The organism is Pseudomonas sp. 14A (assembly GCF_018132745.1).
GTDB classification, from domain to species: Bacteria; Pseudomonadota; Gammaproteobacteria; order Pseudomonadales; family Pseudomonadaceae; genus Aquipseudomonas; species Aquipseudomonas mercuritolerans.
This window is the reverse complement of the sequence record NZ_JAGRQJ010000010.1, coordinates 355,219-376,197: the sequence shown is the minus strand read 5'-3', so window position 1 is coordinate 376,197 and position 20,979 is coordinate 355,219. Positions and strand designations below refer to the sequence as shown.

General features: G+C 56.7%; 18 protein-coding genes and 1 tRNA gene. 9 read left to right on the top strand and 10 right to left on the bottom strand.

Translation table 11 applies throughout. From position 1 onward, the window contains the following. A complete protein-coding gene (locus PS14A_RS11790) occupies positions 1–894 on the bottom strand; it encodes a DMT family transporter (RefSeq protein ID WP_212616240.1) in 894 nt (297 codons plus the stop codon). Positions 895–1,041: 147 nt separating this feature from the next. On the opposite strand from PS14A_RS11790, the gene PS14A_RS11785 reads away from it, so the two are divergent. Both PS14A_RS11785 and PS14A_RS11780 read left to right on the top strand, forming a co-directional pair. Continuing rightward, positions 1,042–1,479 carry an Lrp/AsnC family transcriptional regulator gene (locus PS14A_RS11785; RefSeq protein WP_016774595.1) on the top strand — a complete coding sequence of 146 codons (438 nt, stop codon included), beginning with the start codon at positions 1,042–1,044 and terminating at the stop codon, positions 1,477–1,479. Positions 1,480–1,537: 58 nt separating this feature from the next. Next, positions 1,538–1,867 carry a YceK/YidQ family lipoprotein gene (locus tag PS14A_RS11780; RefSeq protein WP_125916168.1) on the top strand — a complete coding sequence of 110 codons (330 nt, stop codon included), beginning with the start codon at positions 1,538–1,540 and terminating at the stop codon, positions 1,865–1,867. 65 nt (positions 1,868–1,932) lie between these two features. On the opposite strand, the gene PS14A_RS11775 is transcribed toward PS14A_RS11780, so the two are convergent. Next, a complete protein-coding gene (locus PS14A_RS11775; RefSeq protein ID WP_008006561.1) occupies positions 1,933–2,604 on the bottom strand; it encodes a Bax inhibitor-1/YccA family protein in 672 nt (223 codons plus the stop codon). 123 nt (positions 2,605–2,727) lie between these two features. Between PS14A_RS11775 and PS14A_RS11770 the strand changes: the two genes are divergently transcribed. The 3 genes from PS14A_RS11770 (at position 2,728) to PS14A_RS11760 (ending at position 4,868) form a co-directional block, all read left to right on the top strand. Continuing rightward, positions 2,728–2,815 (top strand) — tRNA-Ser (locus tag PS14A_RS11770). Positions 2,816–3,045: 230 nt separating this feature from the next. Continuing rightward, entirely contained in the window at positions 3,046–4,485 is a 1,440-nt protein-coding gene (locus tag PS14A_RS11765; RefSeq protein ID WP_212616239.1) for an ATPase domain-containing protein, read from the top strand. A 23-nt stretch (positions 4,486–4,508) separates the two neighbouring features. Further along, positions 4,509–4,868 carry a response regulator gene (locus PS14A_RS11760; protein WP_016774585.1) on the top strand — a complete coding sequence of 120 codons (360 nt, stop codon included), beginning with the start codon at positions 4,509–4,511 and terminating at the stop codon, positions 4,866–4,868. On the opposite strand, the gene PS14A_RS11755 is transcribed toward PS14A_RS11760, so the two are convergent. Next, the gene (locus PS14A_RS11755) at positions 4,863–5,819 is read right to left on the bottom strand and encodes a fimbrial protein (protein WP_212616238.1); all 957 of its coding nucleotides are present in this window, start codon (positions 5,817–5,819) and stop codon (positions 4,863–4,865) included. The genes PS14A_RS11760 and PS14A_RS11755 overlap by 6 nt on opposite strands. Before the next feature lie 330 nt (positions 5,820–6,149). Here PS14A_RS11755 and PS14A_RS11750 point away from each other — a divergent pair, with 330 nt between their 5' ends. Beyond that, the gene (locus tag PS14A_RS11750) at positions 6,150–6,734 is read left to right on the top strand and encodes a hypothetical protein (protein WP_056785683.1); all 585 of its coding nucleotides are present in this window, start codon (positions 6,150–6,152) and stop codon (positions 6,732–6,734) included. Positions 6,735–6,772: 38 nt separating this feature from the next. On the opposite strand, the gene PS14A_RS11745 is transcribed toward PS14A_RS11750, so the two are convergent. The 6 genes from PS14A_RS11745 to PS14A_RS11720 all read right to left on the bottom strand — a co-directional run bounded on the left by PS14A_RS11745 (position 6,773) and on the right by PS14A_RS11720 (position 15,507). Next, the gene (locus PS14A_RS11745; RefSeq protein ID WP_073474635.1) at positions 6,773–8,401 is read right to left on the bottom strand and encodes a methyl-accepting chemotaxis protein; all 1,629 of its coding nucleotides are present in this window, start codon (positions 8,399–8,401) and stop codon (positions 6,773–6,775) included. A 114-nt stretch (positions 8,402–8,515) separates the two neighbouring features. Further along, positions 8,516–8,977 (bottom strand): hypothetical protein, encoded by a 462-nt coding sequence (locus tag PS14A_RS11740; RefSeq protein WP_137213489.1) that lies wholly within the window; start codon positions 8,975–8,977, stop codon positions 8,516–8,518. A 308-nt stretch (positions 8,978–9,285) separates the two neighbouring features. Then, positions 9,286–9,663, bottom strand: a complete 378-nt coding sequence (locus tag PS14A_RS11735) for a type 1 fimbrial protein (RefSeq protein WP_016774580.1) — start codon at positions 9,661–9,663, stop codon at positions 9,286–9,288. 102 nt (positions 9,664–9,765) lie between these two features. Then, positions 9,766–13,338, bottom strand: a complete 3,573-nt coding sequence (locus PS14A_RS11730; RefSeq protein ID WP_240996746.1) for a transporter substrate-binding domain-containing protein — start codon at positions 13,336–13,338, stop codon at positions 9,766–9,768. A 67-nt stretch (positions 13,339–13,405) separates the two neighbouring features. Continuing rightward, entirely contained in the window at positions 13,406–14,113 is a 708-nt protein-coding gene (locus tag PS14A_RS11725) for a response regulator transcription factor (RefSeq protein WP_016774579.1), read from the bottom strand. A gap of 173 nt (positions 14,114–14,286) precedes the next feature. After that, positions 14,287–15,507: an EAL domain-containing response regulator gene (locus tag PS14A_RS11720; protein ID WP_024012832.1), complete on the bottom strand. Its 1,221-nt coding sequence runs from the start codon at positions 15,505–15,507 to the stop codon at positions 14,287–14,289. Positions 15,508–15,827: 320 nt separating this feature from the next. Here PS14A_RS11720 and PS14A_RS11715 point away from each other — a divergent pair, with 320 nt between their 5' ends. From PS14A_RS11715 to PS14A_RS11705, 3 genes are all read left to right on the top strand, one after another. Further along, positions 15,828–16,430 (top strand): fimbrial protein, encoded by a 603-nt coding sequence (locus PS14A_RS11715; RefSeq protein ID WP_101159472.1) that lies wholly within the window; start codon positions 15,828–15,830, stop codon positions 16,428–16,430. A 68-nt stretch (positions 16,431–16,498) separates the two neighbouring features. Continuing rightward, positions 16,499–17,248 carry a molecular chaperone gene (locus PS14A_RS11710; protein WP_130909796.1) on the top strand — a complete coding sequence of 250 codons (750 nt, stop codon included), beginning with the start codon at positions 16,499–16,501 and terminating at the stop codon, positions 17,246–17,248. Between the two features lie 197 nt (positions 17,249–17,445). Next, the gene (locus tag PS14A_RS11705) at positions 17,446–19,905 is read left to right on the top strand and encodes a fimbria/pilus outer membrane usher protein (protein ID WP_249121254.1); all 2,460 of its coding nucleotides are present in this window, start codon (positions 17,446–17,448) and stop codon (positions 19,903–19,905) included. A gap of 140 nt (positions 19,906–20,045) precedes the next feature. On the opposite strand, the gene PS14A_RS11700 is transcribed toward PS14A_RS11705, so the two are convergent. Then, complete coding sequence (locus PS14A_RS11700; protein WP_130909794.1) at positions 20,046–20,951, bottom strand: LysR family transcriptional regulator; 906 nt, start codon at positions 20,949–20,951, stop codon at positions 20,046–20,048. Between the last annotated feature and the right edge of the window lie 28 nt (positions 20,952–20,979).

The following is a 20,979-nucleotide window of genomic DNA, read 5'->3' as shown; positions in this document are numbered from 1 at the left end:
TTATTGCGCCGCCAGTCGCCGGGCTTTCCAGCCCCAACCTTGTTGCATGCCGGCGGCGGCCAGCAGGATCGCTGCGACGCCTATCCATTGCAGCAATTCGAGGCGATGGCCGAAGGCGAACCAGTCAACGAAGATCGCCGCAATCGGATAGATAAAGGACAGCGCGCCGGTCAATGCCGTCGGCAATTTCTGAATCGCACCGTACAGCAAAACGTACATCAGACCGGTGTGCACGATCCCGAGAGTCAGCAGACTGGCCCAGGCTTCGACGCCTTGCGGCAACGCATCGAAATGCGCGAACGGCACGAGCAACAACACACCTGTGCAGACTTGAATCAGCGCGATCAGATGTGGCGGCGTGCCGGTCAGGCGCTTGATGATCAGTGCAGCGATCGCATACAGAAACGCCGCGCCCAACGCCAGGGCAATCCCCATCAAGTAATCGTTACCCTCCTCGCTTTGCGTGCCATGGGCGCTGACGATCGCCAGCATGCCCATGAACGAAATCGCCAGCCAGAACAGCTTCTGCAGGGTAATTTTCTCGCCGAGAAACAGTGCCGCCAGACCGACCAGCATGAATGGCTGCACGTTATAGACTGCGGTGCCGATGGCAATCGAGGCGCGGGAATAGGACGCGAACAGCAGCACCCAATTGCCGACAATCGCCCCACCACTGAGCACGGCGAGAAGAAACGTAGTGCGGGTGAGAATCCCTGGGCGCAGGAAGCCAAACCCGGCGCAGACCAACAGCAACGTGCCGGCGCCGAACACGCAGCGCCAGAACACAACGTCCAGCACCGGTTGCCCGGACACCAGCACAAACCAGCCGATCGTCCCGGATATCAGCATGGCGGCGGTCATTTCCAGCGAGCCGCGGCGAATTGGGTTGTCCATTATTGTTCTCCTGAGGCTGTGAGCGAAGCGTGGCAAAAGTATGCCAAGCGCACCTCGGGCTGCTCCAGCGCATAAAGCAGGCTAAACTTGGTTTTCGCCTTTTTTATCGAGGTGATTTGCGCCTTTTGCCTAATCCGGAGTTTGAATGTGACTGACGATATCGATCAGATCCTCATCAGCGCGCTGATGGAAGACTCGCGGCGCTCACTGAAAGCGCTGGCGCAGATCAGCGGTTTGTCATCGCCCAGCGTGGCCGAGCGGTTGCGGCGTCTGGAAGAACGCGGCGTGCTCAAGGGCTACACGGTGGAGATCGATCCGAAATGCTTCGGCTATCAGTTGCAGGCGATCGTCCGGGTGCGACCGCTGCCGGGCCAATTGCAAGAGGTTGAGCGGCAGATCTTGTCGATTCCGGAGTTCACCGAGTGCGACAAGGTCACCGGTGACGATTGCTTCATCGCCCGCCTGCACGTGCGCTCGATGGAGCAGCTCGATACCCTGCTAGACCGACTGAATACGTTGGCCGAAACCAACACCGCGATCGTCAAGAAGACCCCGGTCAAGCGACGCCTGCCACCGATGGCGTAGGTGTCTTTTACCAATGAACAGGGTAGATTGGGGTTTTTCGCGGCTAAAGAATGGCGCTATGAAAACTCAGGCTATGCTGCTGGCGGCCCTGCTGCTCGGCGGTTGTGGCACGATTCAAACGGTGGCGCGCGACGACCAGGCTGCCATTGACGGGCTCAAGCAGCAGAAAAGTTATTGCGGCGCGGTACCGAGAATCTACAGCGGCCTCGCTTATGACTTCTGCACGCTGAACGCTCCGCTGGCCTCAGGCATCGATCCCGATGATCACCGCAACGCGGCCATTCCGGTGGTGCTGGTGGACGCCGTGGTGTCCGGCGCGCTCGACACCTTGCTCCTGCCCTACACGATCTATCGTCAGCAAGTGGACGGCAGCATCGTCATCAACTGAACGACTACTTTCTTCCAGACAATAAAAAACCCGCAGAAGCGGGTTTTTTATTGCAGCCATTACGATCAGTCGTCGCGGCTCATGATGCCGAACAGTTGCAGCAGGCTGACGAACAGGTTGTAGATCGATACATACAGGCTGATGGTCGCCATGATGTAGTTGCGCTCGCCGCCGTGGATGATCGCGCTGGTCTGGAACAGAATGCAGACCGACGAGAACAGCACGAAGCCGGCGCTGATCGCCAGTTGCAGGCCGCTGATCTGGAAGAAGAAGCTCGCCAGCGTAGCGCCCAGCAGGACAAAGAAACCTGCGGTGATGAAGCCGCCAAGGAAGCTCATGTCCTTGCGGGTGATCAGCACGTAGGCCGACAGGCCACCGAACACCAGTGCGGTCATGGCGAAAGCCGAGCTGACCACTTCAGCGCCGCCCTGCATGCCCAGGTAACGGTTGAGGATCGGGCCGAGCAGGAAACCCATGAAACCGGTCAACGCGAAGGCGGACACCAGGCCCCACGCGGAATCACGGAGTTTGTTGGTGAGGAAGAACAGCCCGTAGAAGCCGATCAGCACCACGAAAATGTTCGGGTAGCCGACACGCATCTGCTGGGCTACGAAGGCCATCACGCCGCTGAATGCGAGGGTCAGAGCCAAGAGACCATAAGTGTTGCGCAGGACGCGGCTAACCTCTAGCTGCTCAGCCTGCACGCTGTTATTAACTGCGTAATCCTGTTCGCGCATGGCGACACTCCTGTTGGTTTGAAACGTTCAGTCGCAAAGATCATAACAGACGCTCTGTAACAAGCCATGCAGAGAGTTTGACAGTGTGTTTCATTCAGGTATTATGGCGCCCGCAACGCAAACGGAGGTGTGGCCGAGTGGTTTAAGGCAACGGTCTTGAAAACCGTCGACTGTAACAGGTCCATGAGTTCGAATCCCATCGCCTCCGCCATCTTATGTACGACAAAGCCCTGATTATTCAGGGCTTTGTCGTTTCTGGCGTTTGAAAATCGAATCTTCCCGTTTGCGGGTTGTCCCTATTCTTCGATCGCTCGCAGCCACTCTCCAGCCGTCAATTTCCAAGCTACTTTGCCTTGACCGCAATGGCCCCGAATTCAAATTGGCGTTAGCATTTCATCCATCCGGCTTAACAAGCCTGTTTATTCAGATCAGGGTCGCATTGTGGAAAAGCTAAAACGCCTTCAAAGCGGAATCGAAGGGCTCGACGCGCTGCTTCAGGGCGGCCTGGTGGCGGGTGCTTCGTACATCATTCAAGGGCGTCCGGGTTCCGGCAAGACCATCCTCGCCAATCAGTTGGGGTTTCATCACGCCCGCAACGGTGGTCGTGTTCTGGTCGCTACGTTGCTGGCCGAGTCCCACGATCGTCTGTTCCAATTCCTGTCGACCATGAGTTTCTTCGACGCCTCGCGAGTCGGCGCGGAAATTCAGTTTGTCAGCGCATTCGATACGCTGGAAAACGAAGGCCTCGATGAAGTCGTGAAGCTGCTGCGACGCGAAATCACCCGGCAGAAGGCGACCGTCATGGTCGTCGACGGCCTGCTCAATGCACGCTCCAAAGCCGACTCGCCGATCGACACGAAAAAATTCATCTCTGAACTGCAAGGCCATGCCGCATTTGCCGGTTGCACCGTGCTGTTCCTGACCAGCTCGCGCCTGGACGACGGCAGCCCCGAGCATACGATGGTCGACGGCGTCATCGAAATGGGTGAAGAGCTGTTCGGTACCCGTTCGGTGCGCCGCATTCATTTGCGCAAGACTCGCGGCAGCGGCGCGTTGACCGGTCTTCACGAATGTGAAATCACCGATAACGGCCTGGTCGTCTATCCGCGCCTCGAAAGTCTTTACAAGCGCCCTTCCGCCCCTGACAGCGCGGACATGACGCGCATTCCAAGCGGCATTGCGTCGCTCGACGAGATTTTCGGTGGCGGCTTGCACAGCTCCAGCGTCACGCTGGTCATGGGTCCTTCCGGCATCGGCAAAACCACGCTGGGCCTGAAGTTTCTCGCGCAATCTACGGCCGAAACGCCTGGCCTGCATTTCGGTTTCTATGAAAGCCCGCAGCGCCTGCGCCTGAAAGGCCGTTCGCTGGGCATTGATATCGAACACATGGAACACAGCGGCGCATTGAGCATTGCCTGGCAGCCAACAACGGAGGGTTTGCTCGATGGCCTCGGCGCACGCCTGCTGAGCCTGGTCGATGAGAGAGGCATCAAGCGCCTGTTCATCGATAGCCTGAGCGGCATGACACGGGTGTCAACCACACCGGAACGCATCACCGACTTTTTCAGTGCACTGATGAACGAACTGCGGTCCAGAGGCGTGACGGTCTTTGCCTCCTGGGAAATGCGCGATTTGTTCGGCTCCGAGGTCAGCGCACCGAACTCTGACCTGTCCAGTATTGTCGACAACCTGATCCTCATGCGGTTCTTTGAAAATCACGCTGAACTTCGCAGGACGCTTTCCATTCTTAAGGTACGCGATAGCTCCTACAACCCGTCGCGGTTCGAGGTGGTTGTACGCGATCAAGATGTGTTCCTGGAAAAGGCTTTGAAAAATGAACCTTCAGTCGCAGCTGAGTCATTGCCTGGTTCAATTTCGTAAGTCTTCAAGCGGGTTGAAATAACATGACCACCATTCTGGTAGTCGACGACGAGTATCTGATTGCTGACATTCTTGGCTTTGCGCTTGAGGATGAGGGCTTCATGACTGTGACCGCGAGCAACGGCAAGAAAGCGCTCGAAGTGCTGGAAAGAGAACGTCCGGCGCTGGTTATTACCGACTTCATGATGCCAGTCATGGACGGCCTCGAATTCGCCGAAGCCGTGCGTGCCCAGCCGTCCGTCAAACACTTGCCGATCATTCTCATGAGTGGCGCGCAAGCGCACATCGGCATGCAGCGTTCGGATCTGTTTGATGTGGTGGTGCCCAAGCCGTTTGATATTGCAGTGATTGTGGCTGAGGTGAAGAGGCTGTTGGGCTCATAGATACTCGACGACAAAGGCAATTTCGGCATTGGCATCGCCCGCTCGCATTTGCGCATTGGAAGGCTCGATGCGCACGAAGCGGGCTTGCAAGGAAACGGATGCATTACCGCCGCTCGATGTTGGCGCTTTCATTATGTAATTCTGGTTCAGCTTGAGTATCGTCCTGTCACTGAAGCGCATTTGCAATGCCAGCCCTTTGGCAGTGGAATTACTGTTGAGGTGTACCACGCCGGTATCAGCGCTCCATGCAGGGCTGCCCGCAGTGGGCGAAAAGGAGTACCTGAAGTTATTGATTCCGGGAGGACAGTTTTTCATATCAAGAAAGAAATATTTCTCCTTGGCATAGTCACCGTTCTGCAAAAAATCGCTCATGGTGTAGCTGCCCATATCCACTTTCACATCAGGTGTTTCACAAGACTGCGAGACGATCCGCGTGCCATTTGTATTCATTGCCAGAGGCTCGATCTCTGCAGCGACGAAGGTCCCAAGTTGGCCTGAGGGTATCGTCGCACTGCCGGAAATAGTTCCCGTCTTTACAAAACGCAAGATGTGCTCAGAACCATTCCAACCCCAACCGCCAGCAGTGTCGGTAGTTCCTGGAAAGCCTTTCCACGCTTTCCCCGATGGCGGTCGGACCCATTGCCAGCCGATTCCGGTATTTCCGATAGGTAAAATCTCCGCGCCCGGCTGAGTAACGCCGACAGTATTGCGTACACCTTCGTTGTGTACCGCAGAGCACCTGAATGAGCTGGGTATGGCGCCCAGGGTCACGATCGGGCTTTCATAGATAACCGTGCCGTTGGGCGTGTCACGAGGCACCGAGATCGTGGCTGGAAGAACCACCCTGACACTGCCCTTGGAATGGTCGGGATAAAATTCGCAAACTGCAGCCATTGCGTTAAATGGCAGTAAATACAAAAAACCGACAATTAAAACATGGGAAAACTTCATAGCAATCTCTCTGAACTCGCCGTGTTTGCAAACATTTGAATGGCGGACGATTGCGTGAACTATCAGCAGTAAACGCCACCAAAGCGGCAGCAGACGATAATGAAAAAAAGGAGCTTGAGCAAAAAGTTTATTTATTCGCAAACAAGACAATTCTCATGGACCCACAAGAAACTTTAGATAGTCGGTTTAAACAAGAAGCCTTCTGCGAATTCGTTAACAAATGTTAGTCGTTATCGACATACGCAAATAGAGCACAATTTAAGACTCGTCTTAAAGGCCCAGCGAATCGAGGTTATTACACTGTCTACTCTTGATAGGAGAAACGATTCCGTGAGAGCCCTCGATACCCTCAATAGCTCAAAACCCCAGAGCAACGCCGCCATCTACTGCCTGACCATTCTTGCGCTGGCACTGATCGCCATGACTGTGGTCGCCGGCTACCAACTCAATGAACTGTTTCCACTGAAGGCTGTGGTGCAACAACAGGAGGTCCAACTCACCCAGCGCGCCGATGCAATCCAGTCGATGAGCGCAGAACTGAAGCGCCTGGCGGAACAGAAACAGGTTTTGGAAGCCGACCTGCTTAGCGCAAAGGAACAGGCGAAGGCCGCTGAGCACGCAAAAACCGAACTCGAAAACAACCGACAGGCAGCCCTGACCAGCGCGGCGTTAGAGGATGAAGATTCACTGTGCGCGATCATCGAGCAAAACATCCGACTTGTTGCGGACCAACTCAATCGCGACGATTTCTTCCGCCTGCGTGATGAGCGCGAAGCTGAAGCCGAAGCGGTACTTGAAAGCTATGAAAAACAACTCGCCAGCTGCATTGAGCAGTTGACAGCACAAACCGCATCGCCAGCACAAACTGACTCTGCACCCCATGCGCAAGACTTTGCTGCGCCGATCGAGCGCTGATCAAAAAGCCCTGGTAGCCAGGGCTTTACGTTTACTGATTAAAGTTTGAATTCCTTGGTCAATTTGTTCAGCGACGCCGCCAATTGCGACAGCTCCGCCGATGCGACTGCGGTCTGTTTCGATCCCTCTGCGGTTTCACACGAAAGGTCGCGAATGCTGATCAGGCTGCGATCCACTTCACGCGCAACCTGAGCCTGCTCTTCTGCAGCGGTTGCCATCAGCAGGTTTCGCTCGTTGATGAGATTCAGCGAGCCAGTGATGTCGGTCAGCACTTCGCCGGCGATATTGGCCATTTCGAGCGTTCTCTCGGCCTGAGCGCGGGTGTGGCTCATGGAGGAAACTGCGCGGCTGGTGCCCGACTGAATGGAGCTGACCATGGACTCGATGTCCTCGGTCGACTTCTGAGTACGCTGCGCCAGCCCTCTCACCTCATCGGCAACCACGGCAAAACCGCGACCCGCCTCCCCCGCCCGCGCCGCTTCGATCGCTGCGTTCAAGGCAAGCAGATTGGTTTGTTCGGCAACCTCTCGGATAACGTCCAGCACGCTGCTGATATCGCTCGCCATGGTCGATAGCGCCTGCACCTCAGCCGAGGTGCTGTGCACGCTGGACACCATCAGGTTGATTGCGGCTACCGTGTCGCTGACCTGACTTCGACCGGCAATGGCTGCCGCGCTTGATTCCGACGTCAGCTGCGAGGTCGATGCGGCGTTGTCTGCAACCTGCTCCACCGCTGCACTCATTTCAGTGACGGCGGTGGCGGCCATTTCGATTTCATGGCTCTGACGTTGAGTGATACGCGAGATATCTTCAGTGACGCCGTGCATGACCTCCGAGGTCTCGGCCAACTGCGTGGACGAATCACGGATCATGATCAAGGCATCTCGCAGACTGGTTTGCATCGCCGCCAATGACGACAGCATTTGCGCCGCCTCATCGGAGCCATCCAGCGCAATGGTTTCGCTCAGATCATTGGCGGCGATGCATTCGGCCACCCTTAGCGAGCCTGCAATGGGTACCGTCAGGCTGCGGGTATACAACACGGCCAGGGCCAACGAAGCACCGATCGCGATGAGAATGAACACACTGACGATCAACAGCGTGTGCTCATAGACATTGTCGGCCTGCTTGCCCGCCTCATAAGCTTCTATCTCGTTGAGAGCAATCAACTTCTTGAGCGCGACCTGTACGCCATCCGACGCCGCACGCATCTGATTCCTGGACAGCGCAATGGCCGCTTCAAGCTGCCCGTTCGCCACTGTTTCAAGGTATTGATCTTGCGCCTGATCGTTGACCTTCTGTGCTTTGGCAAACTCCTCGAACGCCTCGCGCCCGGCGTCAGTCGCCAGCAGGTCAATGAGCGCACGCTGATGATTTTTGATCATCTGACGCGACTGCTGGATGTCAATCAGGGCCTGCGCTTTGCGCTCACTCGTTTCAATGGGATTGCGCAAGCGAGCGTTGTTGCCCTTGATTTCGACGAACTCGCGATCGAGTTGGCCGAGCAGCTTGATACTCGGCACGATCGTCGTCTCGACGTACGTTTCTGCCTTGTTGAGCAAGTCGACTTGCTGCAGAGCGATCAATCCGATCGCGATAATCATGAGACAGAACAAGCCGAAACACAGCGCCGAACGCGGCGCGAGATTGAGTTTACGAAGCAGCATGATGCCTTACCTTAGAGTGTATTCAAGACAATGGGGTAAACGAGTGGGCAGCAGAGCGGCGCTGCGGTATAGCGCCTCGGCGCATACCTGGATCAACGCGGGAAGGTGCGGTAGCTAGCGGTTGGCGCACGGAGAGAGTGTGGAGTTGGTCGAGGCCGGCTCCGCAATTTCCTTGAGCGCCGGGTCGGCCAGCATCAGAAAATCTGCCAGTCGCGGCAGATTGATTTTCGAGACCAGGCGCATCCAGCGTTGCGGATGCGGGTTGAAGAAGGTCTTCGACCACTGGTGATCATCGTTGGGATTGAAAATCAGCAGATGACGAATCAGCGGGTTTTCCCCGAAAAAGTCGAGCGGATCCATCGCCATTTCGTTGAGCAACTCAGCATTGACGACGACCAGGCTCAACCGTTGAGGGCAGTAATACGTCAGTATTTTCAGGTCACGATAAGTGCAAACGTTCAAGACGCTGAGACAGCCCAGCTTGTTGAACTGCTGTTCGATTGACTGACCTCTGCGCACATCGCTATCGGCGATCAGGATCCGCAAGGATCTACTGCGGTTATTTTCAAGAAACATCGGACACCTTTGGCAGCTCCATTCTTCCTTTCAAGAAAATAACCAAGGGCCAACCTGCCTGATATGAGACTTGTCTCAAAAATGAACGCAGGGATAGATGATAAAAAGCCACACCTTGACGACAGCCCACGCGATCGGCGCATGGTCTGGCTCAGAAAGTGTTGAAGGAGGGATTTTGCAACGCAGGGGAGTCGCGACGAGCCAGAAGCGCGGGACGGTTCTGTGCGAACCAGACAATTCTCATTATTAACGCCCCTTTTTGTCAGTAACCTTGAAAAAAGGGGCGCAGACTCATTCTTTCCAAGCCATCAAGGCAGCGTCATCGTCACTACGTAATTACCGCTCGTTATCTGGTGACCCTTGTTGTCCGTGAGCAGCAAGCGCTGGTCGTAATAATCGTCCTGCTCATGAGTATCGGCAATCACCTTCACAAACACCTGCTGGCGCGACTCACCTCGCCCTGCCGCACTGACGTTGTTCACGGTAAAAATCTGCCCGGTGCTTGCCTGGGGGCAATCAAGCAACTCGACAGAAGAATGGCTGGCGCCACTCGCAATGCAACTTGCCTCGACAATTCGACCGCTGAAGCGAATCACTCCGCTGACCGGCGCAGACTGGGCTGCGCTGACGGTGTCAAAACCGAGCAGGCAAAGGCAGGCAATCAATAAAGGACGTCGAATGATCATCGCGAAACTCCATGGTTATTAACCAAGGTATCGCCCGCTGCAAAATGATCTTTAACGTCAGCTTCAATGCAAGGCCAGTCGGATGGTCATGAGCCGATACGTTTACAGCTCGATCCGTTTGATTTTCTTGATCAGATCAGCCTGTGCATGCTCCAGCTTCAATGCACTGCGATTGAGGTCCAGCGGATCGATAACAGGCGCCTCGCACTCGGCTTCAAGCTCGTTACACGCCTCAATGACCTGATGCTCGGCAACAATGCGCGCCGCCCCCTTGATGCGGTGCGCCAGGTCAGCCAACAGCCCGGGATCGCTTTCGGGTATTAGCGAATGCAACTCCTCCAGATCCTTTTCGCAACTCGACAGCGCCTCGCGCAGAAGTTCTTTCATCATGTCGAGATCGCCTCCGGTGAGCTCGTCAAGACGCTCGCGAATCGAACCCAGCTCCTTGATAGTCGCCGCAGGCGGGCTTTCAAATGGCTGGGTTTCAACATTTTTTTCCCAGCCTGCAAGCATGATCGACAAGGTGCCGAGACTGATCGGTTTGAACAGGCAATCATCCATCCCGGCCTCCCGGCATTTCACTTTTTCTTCCGGCTGCGCGTTGGCCGTGAAGCCCAGTACGATGCACGGCGATCCACCACTTTCGCGTTCGTCCTGGCGAATGGTGCGGGCCAGCTCATAGCCGTTCATGACCGGCATGTTGCAGTCCGTGATCACAATGTCGAACGGTTCCGAGCGCCACAGCGCCAATGCCTGGGCACCGTCGGCGGCATCACGCACCGCCTGGCCAAGGAAACTCAGCTGCTGCGTCAACAGCAGGCGGTTGGCGCTCTGGTCATCGACTACGAGAATCCTGAGTGTCGGTACCGGTTTGTCCTGAACAACCGAAACAGGCAGCACTTTGCCGCCAAGCGGGCTGAGAATATTGAAGAAGAGCGACACTTCCAGGCAGGTGCCTTTGCCAAGCGTACTGGTAATGTTCAGCCGCCCGCCCATCAATTCGCACAATGAACGGGAGATCGCCAGTCCCAGACCGGTGCCGCCTCTGCTGGAGGGACCATGATTGGCTTGGGAAAACGGCTGGAACAGATTCTGCAGATCGGCGCTGGAAATGCCGATGCCGGTGTCCTCGACCTTGAGGTCGACCTGTAAGCGTTCGTCAGCGAGACGTTGGCCGCGAATCGAGACGCTGACATGACCGGTGTCGGTAAACTTGATCGCGTTGCCCACCAGGTTCGAGAGCACCTGCTGGAAGCGCATCGGATCAACCAATACGTCACAGCCGACAGTGGCGTCGATGTCGAGCTTCAGCACCAGACTCTTCTGCCTGGCCAAGCCGTCGAACACCCGCGCCACGGATTCGACCAATTCGCGCAGGTTGGCGCGTTTCGGCGAAAGGCTGACATGGCCCGATTCGATGCGTACCACATCGAGGATATCGCCGATCAGTTCCAGCAGACCTTTTGCCGAGTCGTATGCCACTTCAATCGCCGGCCGATCGAAGTGTCCCTGCTCGGCACGCTTGAGGGTAAGTTCGAGCATGCCGATCACGGCGCTCATCGGCGTACGGATTTCGTGGCTCATGGTCGCCAGGAACGTGGTTTTGGCGCGGCTCGACTCGTCAGCCAGCTCTTTCGCCGAACGCAACTCCTCGATCAGTTCACGGCGTTCGCTGATATCGATCCAGCCGCAGATCACGCCTCTGACTTCACCCGCCGTGTCGTGATACGGCTGGATCCAGTGGTAAATGATCAGCCGCGTATCACCGACATGCAGCGTGCGATCCACCTCGTAAGGTTCGTCCTGCTCGATGACGCGCAGGTAGTCGTCGTGAAATTGCAACGCCTCCTGACGATTGCGCTTGCCGCTTTCGAGCACGGTCTTGCCGATCACGTCCTTTTCCAGCAGGCCAAATGTTTGCAGATAATTATTATTGCAGGTGACAAGCCGACCTTCACGATCACGTACGTAGATGGGATGCGGCGTGCCGTTGATCAACGCGCCCATGAACTTCAACTGATCGCCCAGCAAGCGCTCTGCCCGGCTGCGTTCGCGGATCTGCCGGCGAATATAGAAATTCCACGCCAGCGATCCCAGGATAATCAGGAACGCGCCAGCGCTGATCTGGTAGATCAGCGCCTTGTAATCGCGCCACGACAAACCCGAAAACGCTGCAATGGGACGCCACCTGTTGAGAATTACGTCCAGCTCATCCGGCGGAATGCTCAGCAGCGCCTTGTTCAGAATGCTGACCAGTTCGGTATCGGCACGCCGCGCGGCGAAAGCGAGGAAGCCTTTGTTCATGCCGACGATGTTGGAGATACGCAAGCTGTCGCTGTAGATGTGGGCGATGTAGTAGCGCGCACTGTGCAACGTGGTAATCATCGCGTCCGCTCGACCGTCCTTCACGTCAGCCAAGGCGCCCAGAACTGTTTCGTTATCAACGATCTCGATGTCGGGGTAGTCCTTGAGCAGCTCACGCTCAGCCGAACTTTCGGGCACTGCGACGCGCTTGCCGCGCAGCTCCTGCAGGCTTGAAGGCGCGCCTGCGTCCTTGGTGGTGACGATCACAAAGGGGCTGGCAAGGAACGGATGAGTGAAACGCATGCCGACTTCCCGCGAGACCGTTGGTGTCAGCAGAGAAATATCCGCGCTGCCATCCAGCAGACGCGTGCTCAGACTGGAAAAGCTGTCGGTGCGCTCGACATTGATCTGCAAGCCGGTACGCCGCTGGATGAGCTCGAGCAGATCAGCGCCGATCCCGCCAAAGTTGCCGTCACCATCAAAGAATGCAAACGGTGCCTGATCGTCATTGATCACGAACCGCGCGACCGGATGCAGCTCAAGCCAACGTGCTTCGCCGGGTGTCAGGTCAATGCGTTTGGGCGTCAGCGCCCCGCCGCCGCCCGACCAGCGCTTGGTAATTTCGGCAATCTTCGCATCACCCAGCGACTCGAGGGTCGAATCGATCAGACGCAGCAATTGGTCGTTGCCCCGGCGCAAGGCAAAGCTGAAACCGCTGGTTTGGGTTTTGACGAAAGAGTGCAGCCGCACATAGTTGAAGTAGTTGAGGTTGATCAGGTAATTGCTCGACACCGTATCGCCGAGAAACAGGTCGACCTTGCCAAAAGCCAGCGCAGCCAGTGCCAACTCGTTCGATGGAAAAAGCACGAATTCGGCGTTGGGGTATAACGCGTGTAATTGACTGGAAGGCAGGTAATCGTCGGCAACCGCAATACGCAAACCGGCCAGATTGGCCGGCATCGGTCGTCGATCATCGCCGCGCATGAACATCGCCGGCACGTCTTCGACATAAGGTTTGCTGAGCGTGACGAGGCCATCGATCAATTCGAAACTGTTGGAACTGCCCAACATGTCAATGTCACCGCGCTCAAGTGCGGCCATGGCGTCACGCCGGTCAGGGTAAGCCTTGACGGTAATCTCAACATGCAGTGCCTGACCGATAATGCACGCGATATCGGCGGCAATCCCCTCATAGCGCGTACCGCTGGCGGTCATGACATAAGGCGGGAAATCCGGAAGCGCAGAACCCAATATCAGGCTGCGCTTTTGCCGCAGCCAACTCCAGTCTTCATTGGCCAGATCGACTTGCAGCTCCTTGCAGTCCGAGCGACCGAACACCTGCAAGGTGCGCGGCTCTGCTGCCAATAACACACCACTACTGAATACGAAAAGCACACTGATTAGCAAAACACCGCGCAACAGATGAAACATAAGCGTGTTATCCCTGGTTGTCGGCTGTCAGGCTGTGCTGCAACTTGAACAGCTCTGCGTCACCACGAATGCCAAGCTTTTTGAAAGCGGCCTGTTTTTGCCCACTGATGGTTTTGCGACTGCGCGAGAACTTCAAGGCAATCTGCGTCACCCCCATCCCCTCGAGACAACAGCGCAAGACTTCTTTCTCTTTAGGTGACAGCAGAGGATTACTGAGGAAATCGTCGCTGTGCGCCGCGCTCTCGTCTTTGGCACCGGCGGGCTCTTCGATCGATGCTGGCAACACGTCAAGCTCAAAGGCCATGGTGGGAGACAGGTACAACTGGCCGGACGCTGCACAGCGAATGGCAGTAATCAGGTCATCGACCGACTGTGACTTGCCGAAGAATCCACTGACGCCCGCCCCGACCGCCATGTTCACCACTGCCGGGCGCTCTTCTGAGGAAGAGACGAGGATGCGCATGCCCGGATATTGCTTGCGCAGCAGGCGGATCAGATTGAGCCCGTCCAGCTCCCCATCGTGCAGTTTGTAATCGAGTATCAGCAGGTCGATGTCGATTTCGCGCAATCCGGCGAGCAACTGCGCGCTGCTGCCATACACACCTACGACACTGAACTCGGCTTCGCGCGTCAGCCGCGACTTCATCGCCAGACGTATGAGCGAGTGATCATCAAGGATGGCAACGCGTAACGGATTCACGACTGACCAATGCATGAACAGCTCCATGATGAAGAGTGTTGGAGGACCATCAGCACTTGGCAACCGCAGCAAATCCCGGGCATCACCGAAGCATTCAGGTGCATCTGATTGATTTCTCGGCACATGATGAGTGTTTTAAAGGCGTGACGAAATAGGGCTTTGTCCCAAAAGTCAGAATGCCGCTTGCATCAACGATCGGACGTGCCTATTGCGCGGCGCCAGGACGACTTCTGGCCTTCGAAACGCCAGTCGACCAAATGCGCCCAATTCATCGGGCGAGCATAGAAGAAGCCCTGCCCCCACTGACAACCAAGCCGCGCCAGATGCTGAACCTGATCTGCGGTTTCAATACCCTCTGCCACCACGCGCATGTCCAATTCCCGCGCCAGGGCCAACGCCCCGTGGATGACCGCGCTGTAGCGCGCCTGATGGAAATTCTGCACGAAGCCGGCGTCGAGTTTGATTTCGTTGAACGGCATCTGGCACAGCCGCTCAAGCGAAGAATAGCCGACACCGAAATCATCGATTGCCAGACTGAAGCCGAGCATGCGCAGACGCACCATGTTTTCCATGCTGATCTCGGGCATCTGCAGCAGGCCGGTTTCCGTGAGCTCGAAAATGAGCCCAGCTGGCGAGGCGCCATGGATGCGCAACAGCGCCTTGATCCGGTCGACAAGATTCGGATTGGCCATCTGCGTCACGTCGAGATTGAACGCCAGCTTGAACGGCTTGCCGTGAGACTGGACGAAGCGCTGCAGACTCAAGCCTTGCGTGAGCAGGCTGAAAAACATCTCATCGAGCAGACCGCAACGCTCGATCGTCGGCAAGAACATGCCTGGCGAGAGCAAGCCGCGACTGGGGCTCTGCCATCGCACCAGCACCTCGGCGCCATCCACCTCACCACTGCGCAGATGAAACTTGGGCTGGAAATAGGCGCGAAATTCCTGACGGCGTATCGCTTCGAGCACTTCGTTCTCCGAAGGCTGATCGAGATGACTTTCCACCACTTTGGCATCGCCCGGAGTGTGCGGCCGATAACGCGCCAACAATGGCCCCAGCACATCGACCATCAGAGGCTTGCCGACACTGCCAAGCAATTCCAGCCCCTGCAACGTGACAATCCGGTCAACCGTGCGCAACAAGTCTTCAGGCAGTGAACTGCAGATGATCACTGCACGAATCAAACCGGCCTCTCTCGCCAGGCGCAAGAACGTCAAACCATCCATCCCGGCCATGCTCAAGTCACACAATGCAACGTCCACGCCTCCAGCCTGGGATATCACAGCCAGCGCATCCTTGCCGTCAGCCGCCTGAAAGATATTTTTGTACCCCAGACTATTAAGCGCACTGACTGCCGCCGTGCGCTGAAAGGCGTGATCTTCCAAGACCAATATACGAAGCGTGTTCACAAACCTGGAACCTCTTTCTATCAGTCGTTAATAGCGAAAGTCTGAATAATCTTTCAAGCAGGACGCCCGCTCACAAACTTTGCGTTGACTGAGAATTTCTGCATCCGCGAATACTAGCCAGACAAAGACCGCACGACTTTGAGAATTGTCTCATTTGGTTCGCTGCACCATTACCGCAAATATGAATACGCCACTGCCATATTACTGACTGGCTCGCACCTTTATCGCTTTAAGACAAATCCCAAAGACCCGCCACCACCGCACACCTAATATGGCCTGGCATTTCAATGCAGCACTTCACAATAACTTCGGATATAAACATGAAAAAGTTCGCTTTCGCAGTACTCACTCTTTCCGTACTGGCTGCCTCCACTGGTGCAGTGGCTGAAGAAGCCGCCAAAGCTGTCAAGGGCGGCAGCGGTCAAATCAGCTTCACCGGCGTTATCAATAACGACGCTTGCTCGGTAGATGGCGCCTTGGGTAACGACAAGATGATTGCCGTGGACATGGGCAGCGTGTCGATCAAAGACATGGGCACCGACTCCGCTCCGGGCGCCGGTCGTGTGGCCGCCAACGATTTCAACCTGAAAGTGAACTGCAACGCTGGCACCAAGGTTTCGATGCTGTTCAAACCAACCGTAAACGGCGGTTCGGGCCTGGTTGATGGCAAGAAAGTTCTCAAGCTACAGGGTGCAGACGCGGCCAAAGGCGTTGGTATCGCACTGCTGGACAGCAATGGCCAGTTGATCGACCTGAGCTCCGAAGCCACTGCCAAAGTGCAGACCAACCTGACTGGCGACGCAACCACAGGCGGTGACGGCACCCTGTCGTTCGCAGCCGCTTACGTCACTACCGGCGACAAGACCACCGCTACTGCCGGTACCGGTAACGCCACTCTGCCGTTCGTTCTCGAATACGAATAAGCAGCCCGCAATACCTGGGCGGGGCCGCTGTGCCTCGTCCTTCCCGACCAGATTAATCGGTGAAATCTATGTTAAGTCGCTACTTTCCGCTTTGCCTGGGGCTTGCCGGGGTGTTGATGACGCACTCGGCATTCGCCAGCATCTCCTTGAGCTCCACCCGGATTATCTTCGATGGCGCGCACAAAGAGGCGAATGTCACCGTGCGCAACGGCGGACAAACCATTCTGGCGCAATCGTGGCTGGATGCCGGCGACACGGCTGGCAGCGCACCGCCTTTCGCAGTTACTCCACCACTGGCCAAACTTGAGCCCAATCAACAGCAATTACTGAGGATTCTTTATGAAGGCCGCGGCATGCCTGCGGACAAGGAGTCGGTGGTATGGCTGAACGTGCAGGAAATCCCCCAGGCCAGTGCTGCCGATGTCAACACGCTGCAATTGGCGGTACGTCAGCGTATCAAGGTCTTCTTCCGCCCGGACGGACTCGCCGGTGATGCCGCAAAGGCACCGGAGCAACTTGCATGGCAATTGGTCACTCAGGCTGGCAAGTCGGTGCTGAAAGTAAAAAACCAAAGCAACTACCACGTGTCGCTGGCGGATCTGAAAGTCGTTGCAGGGAAAAAAGCGGAATTGGTAATTGATTCGACAATGATCGTTCCAGGGGAAGTTCGCTCATTCAATCTGAAAGATCTGCCAGCTGGTACTTCGCATTTGAGTTTTTCAGCAATTAACGATTACGGCGCACAACAACGATTCGATGCACCACTAAGCGTTGCCGAAAGCCATGCCGAGCGCGTGAAAGATGCCTCCGCCCAGTAAATCCCCCGCCCCACCCTGCCAACTTACAAGCTATTCACAAGTTCCGGACTCCGGTTGAAGCAACACGGACTGATAAGGCAAATTGCATGTTTTCCTCCCAACACCACACATCTGAAAGTTGTGTTAAGCATCATGTTGCGCGCCAGAAAAACAAAGCGGCGTTGGGCTGCCTGCATCCATTGTGCTTTGCTATCAACATGGCCATTTGCGGATTCGCCGTGGGCGCCGAAGCCCCGGCCGCAGTGGCGAGTGAATCTTTCAATACGCTGTTCCTTGAAGGTTCATCGGCGGTCGATCTGCAACCGTTGCTGAATGCCAACAGCGTCTTGCCAGGCCAATACCGCGTCGACGTGTTCAGCAACGGCACGCTGGTCGGGCGTCGCGATATCGATTTCGCGGCCAACCCGGTCAACGGCAAAGTCGAGCCACGCATCACCCTGGAACTGTTGCAGCAGCTGGGTGTGGACATGCGCAAACTGCGTGAGCAGGGTCTGGTTGACGAGCAACACCCTGCCGATCACTACGACCTGCCTGCAATGATCGAGCAAGCGAGTCTCAATTTCGATGCCAACCGCCTGCGCCTCAATATCAGTGTGCCGCAGGTCGCCATGGCGCGTGGCATGCGCGGCTATGTAGATCCGGAGCTTTGGGACCAAGGCGTGGCCGCCGGCTTCATCAACTACCAGCTGAGCAGCACCCGCAGCAAAACCGATTACACCACGCAAATCTCCAATAACCTGGGGCTGCGCAACGGCATCAACTTTGGTGCCTGGCGTCTGCGCAACGAATCCAACCTGAGCAGCTCCACCGGCCGGCCCAATCGTTTTGTCAGCAACCGCACGTTCATCCAGCGCGACCTCACGGCGATCAAGGGGCAACTGAGCGCGGGTGAAATCTTTTCCGACTCGGATCTGTTCGACAGCGTGCGCTACCAAGGCGTCAAGATCGCTTCTGATGAAGGCATGCGTGCAGACAGTGAGCGCGGTTATGCACCGATCATTCGTGGCGTGGCGGAAACCAATGCGAAGATCGAGGTCCGCCAGGACAACTACATTCTCTACACCACCAATGTACCGCCGGGTCCGTTCGAGATCAGTGATATCTACCCATCGGGCTCCAACGGTGACCTGGAGATCACCATTGTCGAAGCGGATGGTCGGCGCAAGGTAACCCGGCAGGCGTTCTCCGCCCTGCCGACGATGGTGCGTGAGGGGCAACTGAAGTACAGCCTGTCGAGCGGCAAGTTCAACAACAACAGCGAGGGCTATGACAAACCGGCTTTCCTTGGGGGCACTTTCGCCTACGGCTTGACCAGCAATCTGACGGGCATTGCCGGCATTCAGGCGAGCAACGGCTTCAAGGCGCTGTCCATCGGTGCGGCGAAGAACACCTCGATTGGCGCGATGTCCCTGGACGTTACGCAATCGTCCAGCAAGGCATTCGGCAAAACTACCCAGGGCAGCAGTGTCCGCGCGCTCTATGCAAAGACCTTCACCGGTACCGATACCAGCTTCACTCTCGCCGCCTATCGTTATTCGACCGAGGGTTACCGCACGCTGACCGACCATGTGCAGGACACCAGCGCTGGCGCTACGCGGCGCGCGGGCAATGCCAAAACCCGTACAGATCTCACGGTCAACCAGACCCTTGGCGAAGCGCGCCAGTTCGGCTCGCTGTATTTGAATGCCAGTGACCAGCGCTATTGGGATCGCGGTGGCTCGCGCAGCTTTTCCGCCGGCTACAACAACAATTGGCGCGACCTGAACTACAACATCAGCCTGAGCAAAACCCAGGAATTCGGCGCACGCGGTGACACCAGCAACGATACGCAATTAAGCGTTTCAATATCGTTCCCGCTCGGATCGACACCACGCGCACCGCGTGCCTACGTTTCCAGTAACCATCAGAACGCCGGTACCAGCACGCAAGCCGGGATCAATGGTTATCTGACCGAGGACAGCGACACCTACTATTCCGTGCAGACCGGGCGCAGCGTCCAGGGCGAGCGCTCTGGCTCGCTCAGTCTGAGTACCCGTACGTCGATGGGCGATCTGGGCTTTGGCTACAGCCGAGGCAGCGGCTATGAGTCGCAGAACCTGAGTGCGGCCGGATCGATCGTGGCTCATGCCGGCGGCATCAATATGGGCCAGACCGTCGGTGAAACGTTCGGCCTGGTGGAAGTCCCCGGCATGTCGGGCGTCGAAGTCAGCAGCTATTCGGGTGTGAAAACCGGCCTGAACGGCTATGCGGTTCTGCCTAACGCGCAACCGTACCGCGTGAACTGGGTAACGCTGGACACGCGTAACCTGGGCGGTGAGATCGAGCTGGACAATGCCACCCAACAACTGGTGCCAAGACGAGGTTCGGTGGTTCTTGCACGCTTCGAAGGCAGCAAAGGCAGACGCGTCCAGTTTGAACTGTACGATGCCAACGGCCAGCCGATTCCATTCGGCGCGGTGCTGTTGGATAGCGACGGCAAACAACTGGCATTGTCAGATCCGACGGGCAAGGCCCTGGCGCTGGTGACCAAAGATCACGGTGTCATCACCATCAAGTGGCAGGGCAAAAGCTGCCCCGTGCCATACAAGCTGCCGGAAAAGGTCGAAGGTTTGAACTACGAGCAATATCGGTTGGCCTGCTCTTCGAGCGCGAAGTAGACCGACCGCGAGTTTGTCACTCTACGCCCCCTCAGCCAGAACACAGCCCTGATGATTCAGGGCTTTTCAATGCGCACAGTTTGGACATTGCCGTCATCAATAACATCGGAGTTTGCAAAACAGCTGCAATGACCAGGCAATCACTCCCAAGGCGCCGGTGACCACGCTTCCACCAGCCTGTCGATAAACAGCCGAATCTTCGGCGACAGGTGTCGCTTGCTCGGATAAATCACCCGGATCGGCTCGGCAGCCTCGGCGTACTCTGCGAGCAACTGCACAAGCTTGCCACTGCGCAGGTCATCGTTGACCACATAGGATGGCAACGTCGCGATACCGAGGCCTGCCGCAGTCGCCTGATGCAAGGCTTCGGCGCTGTCCATTTGCAGCCGTCCGGCATGAATGACCGGCACAGGCTGACCATTGACGCGAAAATTCCACGCCAGCAATCGGCCGCCGCTGACGAAGTGCAGGCACGCATGCCCGGCCAGATCTTCGGGTGTCTGCGGTGCCGGATGTTCATTCAGATAATCGGGCGAGGCACAGGTGATCATTTGCTGGTAAGCCACCGTGCGCGTGAGTAGCCCGGAGTCTTCCTTGGGCGGACCGATGCGAATCGCCAGATCGAAACCCTCGTCGATCAGGTCGACCAGCCGATCGGAAAACGTCGCGTCGATGGCGAGCGACGGCCAGTCTCTCAGACAGCGCTCGATGTGCTGCACAACGTGCAGCCGGCCCAGTGCTACCGGCAGGCTCATGCGCAAGCGGCCGCTGGGCGTCGAACGGCGGAACGCCAAAGCCTCTTCGACCTCGTCCAGATCCTGCAAGATGCCCACACATCGCTCATACAGCACCCGACCATCGTCGGTCAGGCTCAGGCTGCGGGTGGTGCGGTTGAGCAGACGGACCTGCAGACGCGATTCGAGCCGCACGATCGATTTACCGACGGCCGAGCGGGTCAGCCCGAGTTGCCTGGCCGCCGCCGTAAAACTTCCAGTATCCACCGAGGCGACGAAGGCGGCGATGTCGTTCAGGTTATGCAGTTCCATGTGGCCTCCGGGTTTGGCATTCAGGCGG

Excerpts from the sequence above, each read along its gene's own strand:
- PS14A_RS11790 (WP_212616240.1), bottom strand. The coding sequence starts at position 894 with ATGGACAACCCAATTCGCCGCGGCTCGCTGGAAATGACCGCCGCCATG.
- PS14A_RS11780 (WP_125916168.1), top strand. The coding sequence starts at position 1,538 with ATGAAAACTCAGGCTATGCTGCTGGCGGCCCTGCTGCTCGGCGGTTGT.
- PS14A_RS11775 (WP_008006561.1), bottom strand. The coding sequence starts at position 2,604 with ATGCGCGAACAGGATTACGCAGTTAATAACAGCGTGCAGGCTGAGCAG.
- PS14A_RS11760 (WP_016774585.1), top strand. The coding sequence starts at position 4,509 with ATGACCACCATTCTGGTAGTCGACGACGAGTATCTGATTGCTGACATT.
- PS14A_RS11755 (WP_212616238.1), bottom strand. The coding sequence starts at position 5,819 with ATGAAGTTTTCCCATGTTTTAATTGTCGGTTTTTTGTATTTACTGCCA.
- PS14A_RS11745 (WP_073474635.1), bottom strand. The coding sequence starts at position 8,401 with ATGCTGCTTCGTAAACTCAATCTCGCGCCGCGTTCGGCGCTGTGTTTC.
- PS14A_RS11740 (WP_137213489.1), bottom strand. The coding sequence starts at position 8,977 with ATGTTTCTTGAAAATAACCGCAGTAGATCCTTGCGGATCCTGATCGCC.
- PS14A_RS11735 (WP_016774580.1), bottom strand. The coding sequence starts at position 9,663 with ATGATCATTCGACGTCCTTTATTGATTGCCTGCCTTTGCCTGCTCGGT.
- PS14A_RS11725 (WP_016774579.1), bottom strand. The coding sequence starts at position 14,113 with ATGCATTGGTCAGTCGTGAATCCGTTACGCGTTGCCATCCTTGATGAT.
- PS14A_RS11715 (WP_101159472.1), top strand. The coding sequence starts at position 15,828 with ATGAAAAAGTTCGCTTTCGCAGTACTCACTCTTTCCGTACTGGCTGCC.
- PS14A_RS11710 (WP_130909796.1), top strand. The coding sequence starts at position 16,499 with ATGTTAAGTCGCTACTTTCCGCTTTGCCTGGGGCTTGCCGGGGTGTTG.
- PS14A_RS11705 (WP_249121254.1), top strand. The coding sequence starts at position 17,446 with ATGGCCATTTGCGGATTCGCCGTGGGCGCCGAAGCCCCGGCCGCAGTG.
- PS14A_RS11700 (WP_130909794.1), bottom strand. The coding sequence starts at position 20,951 with ATGGAACTGCATAACCTGAACGACATCGCCGCCTTCGTCGCCTCGGTG.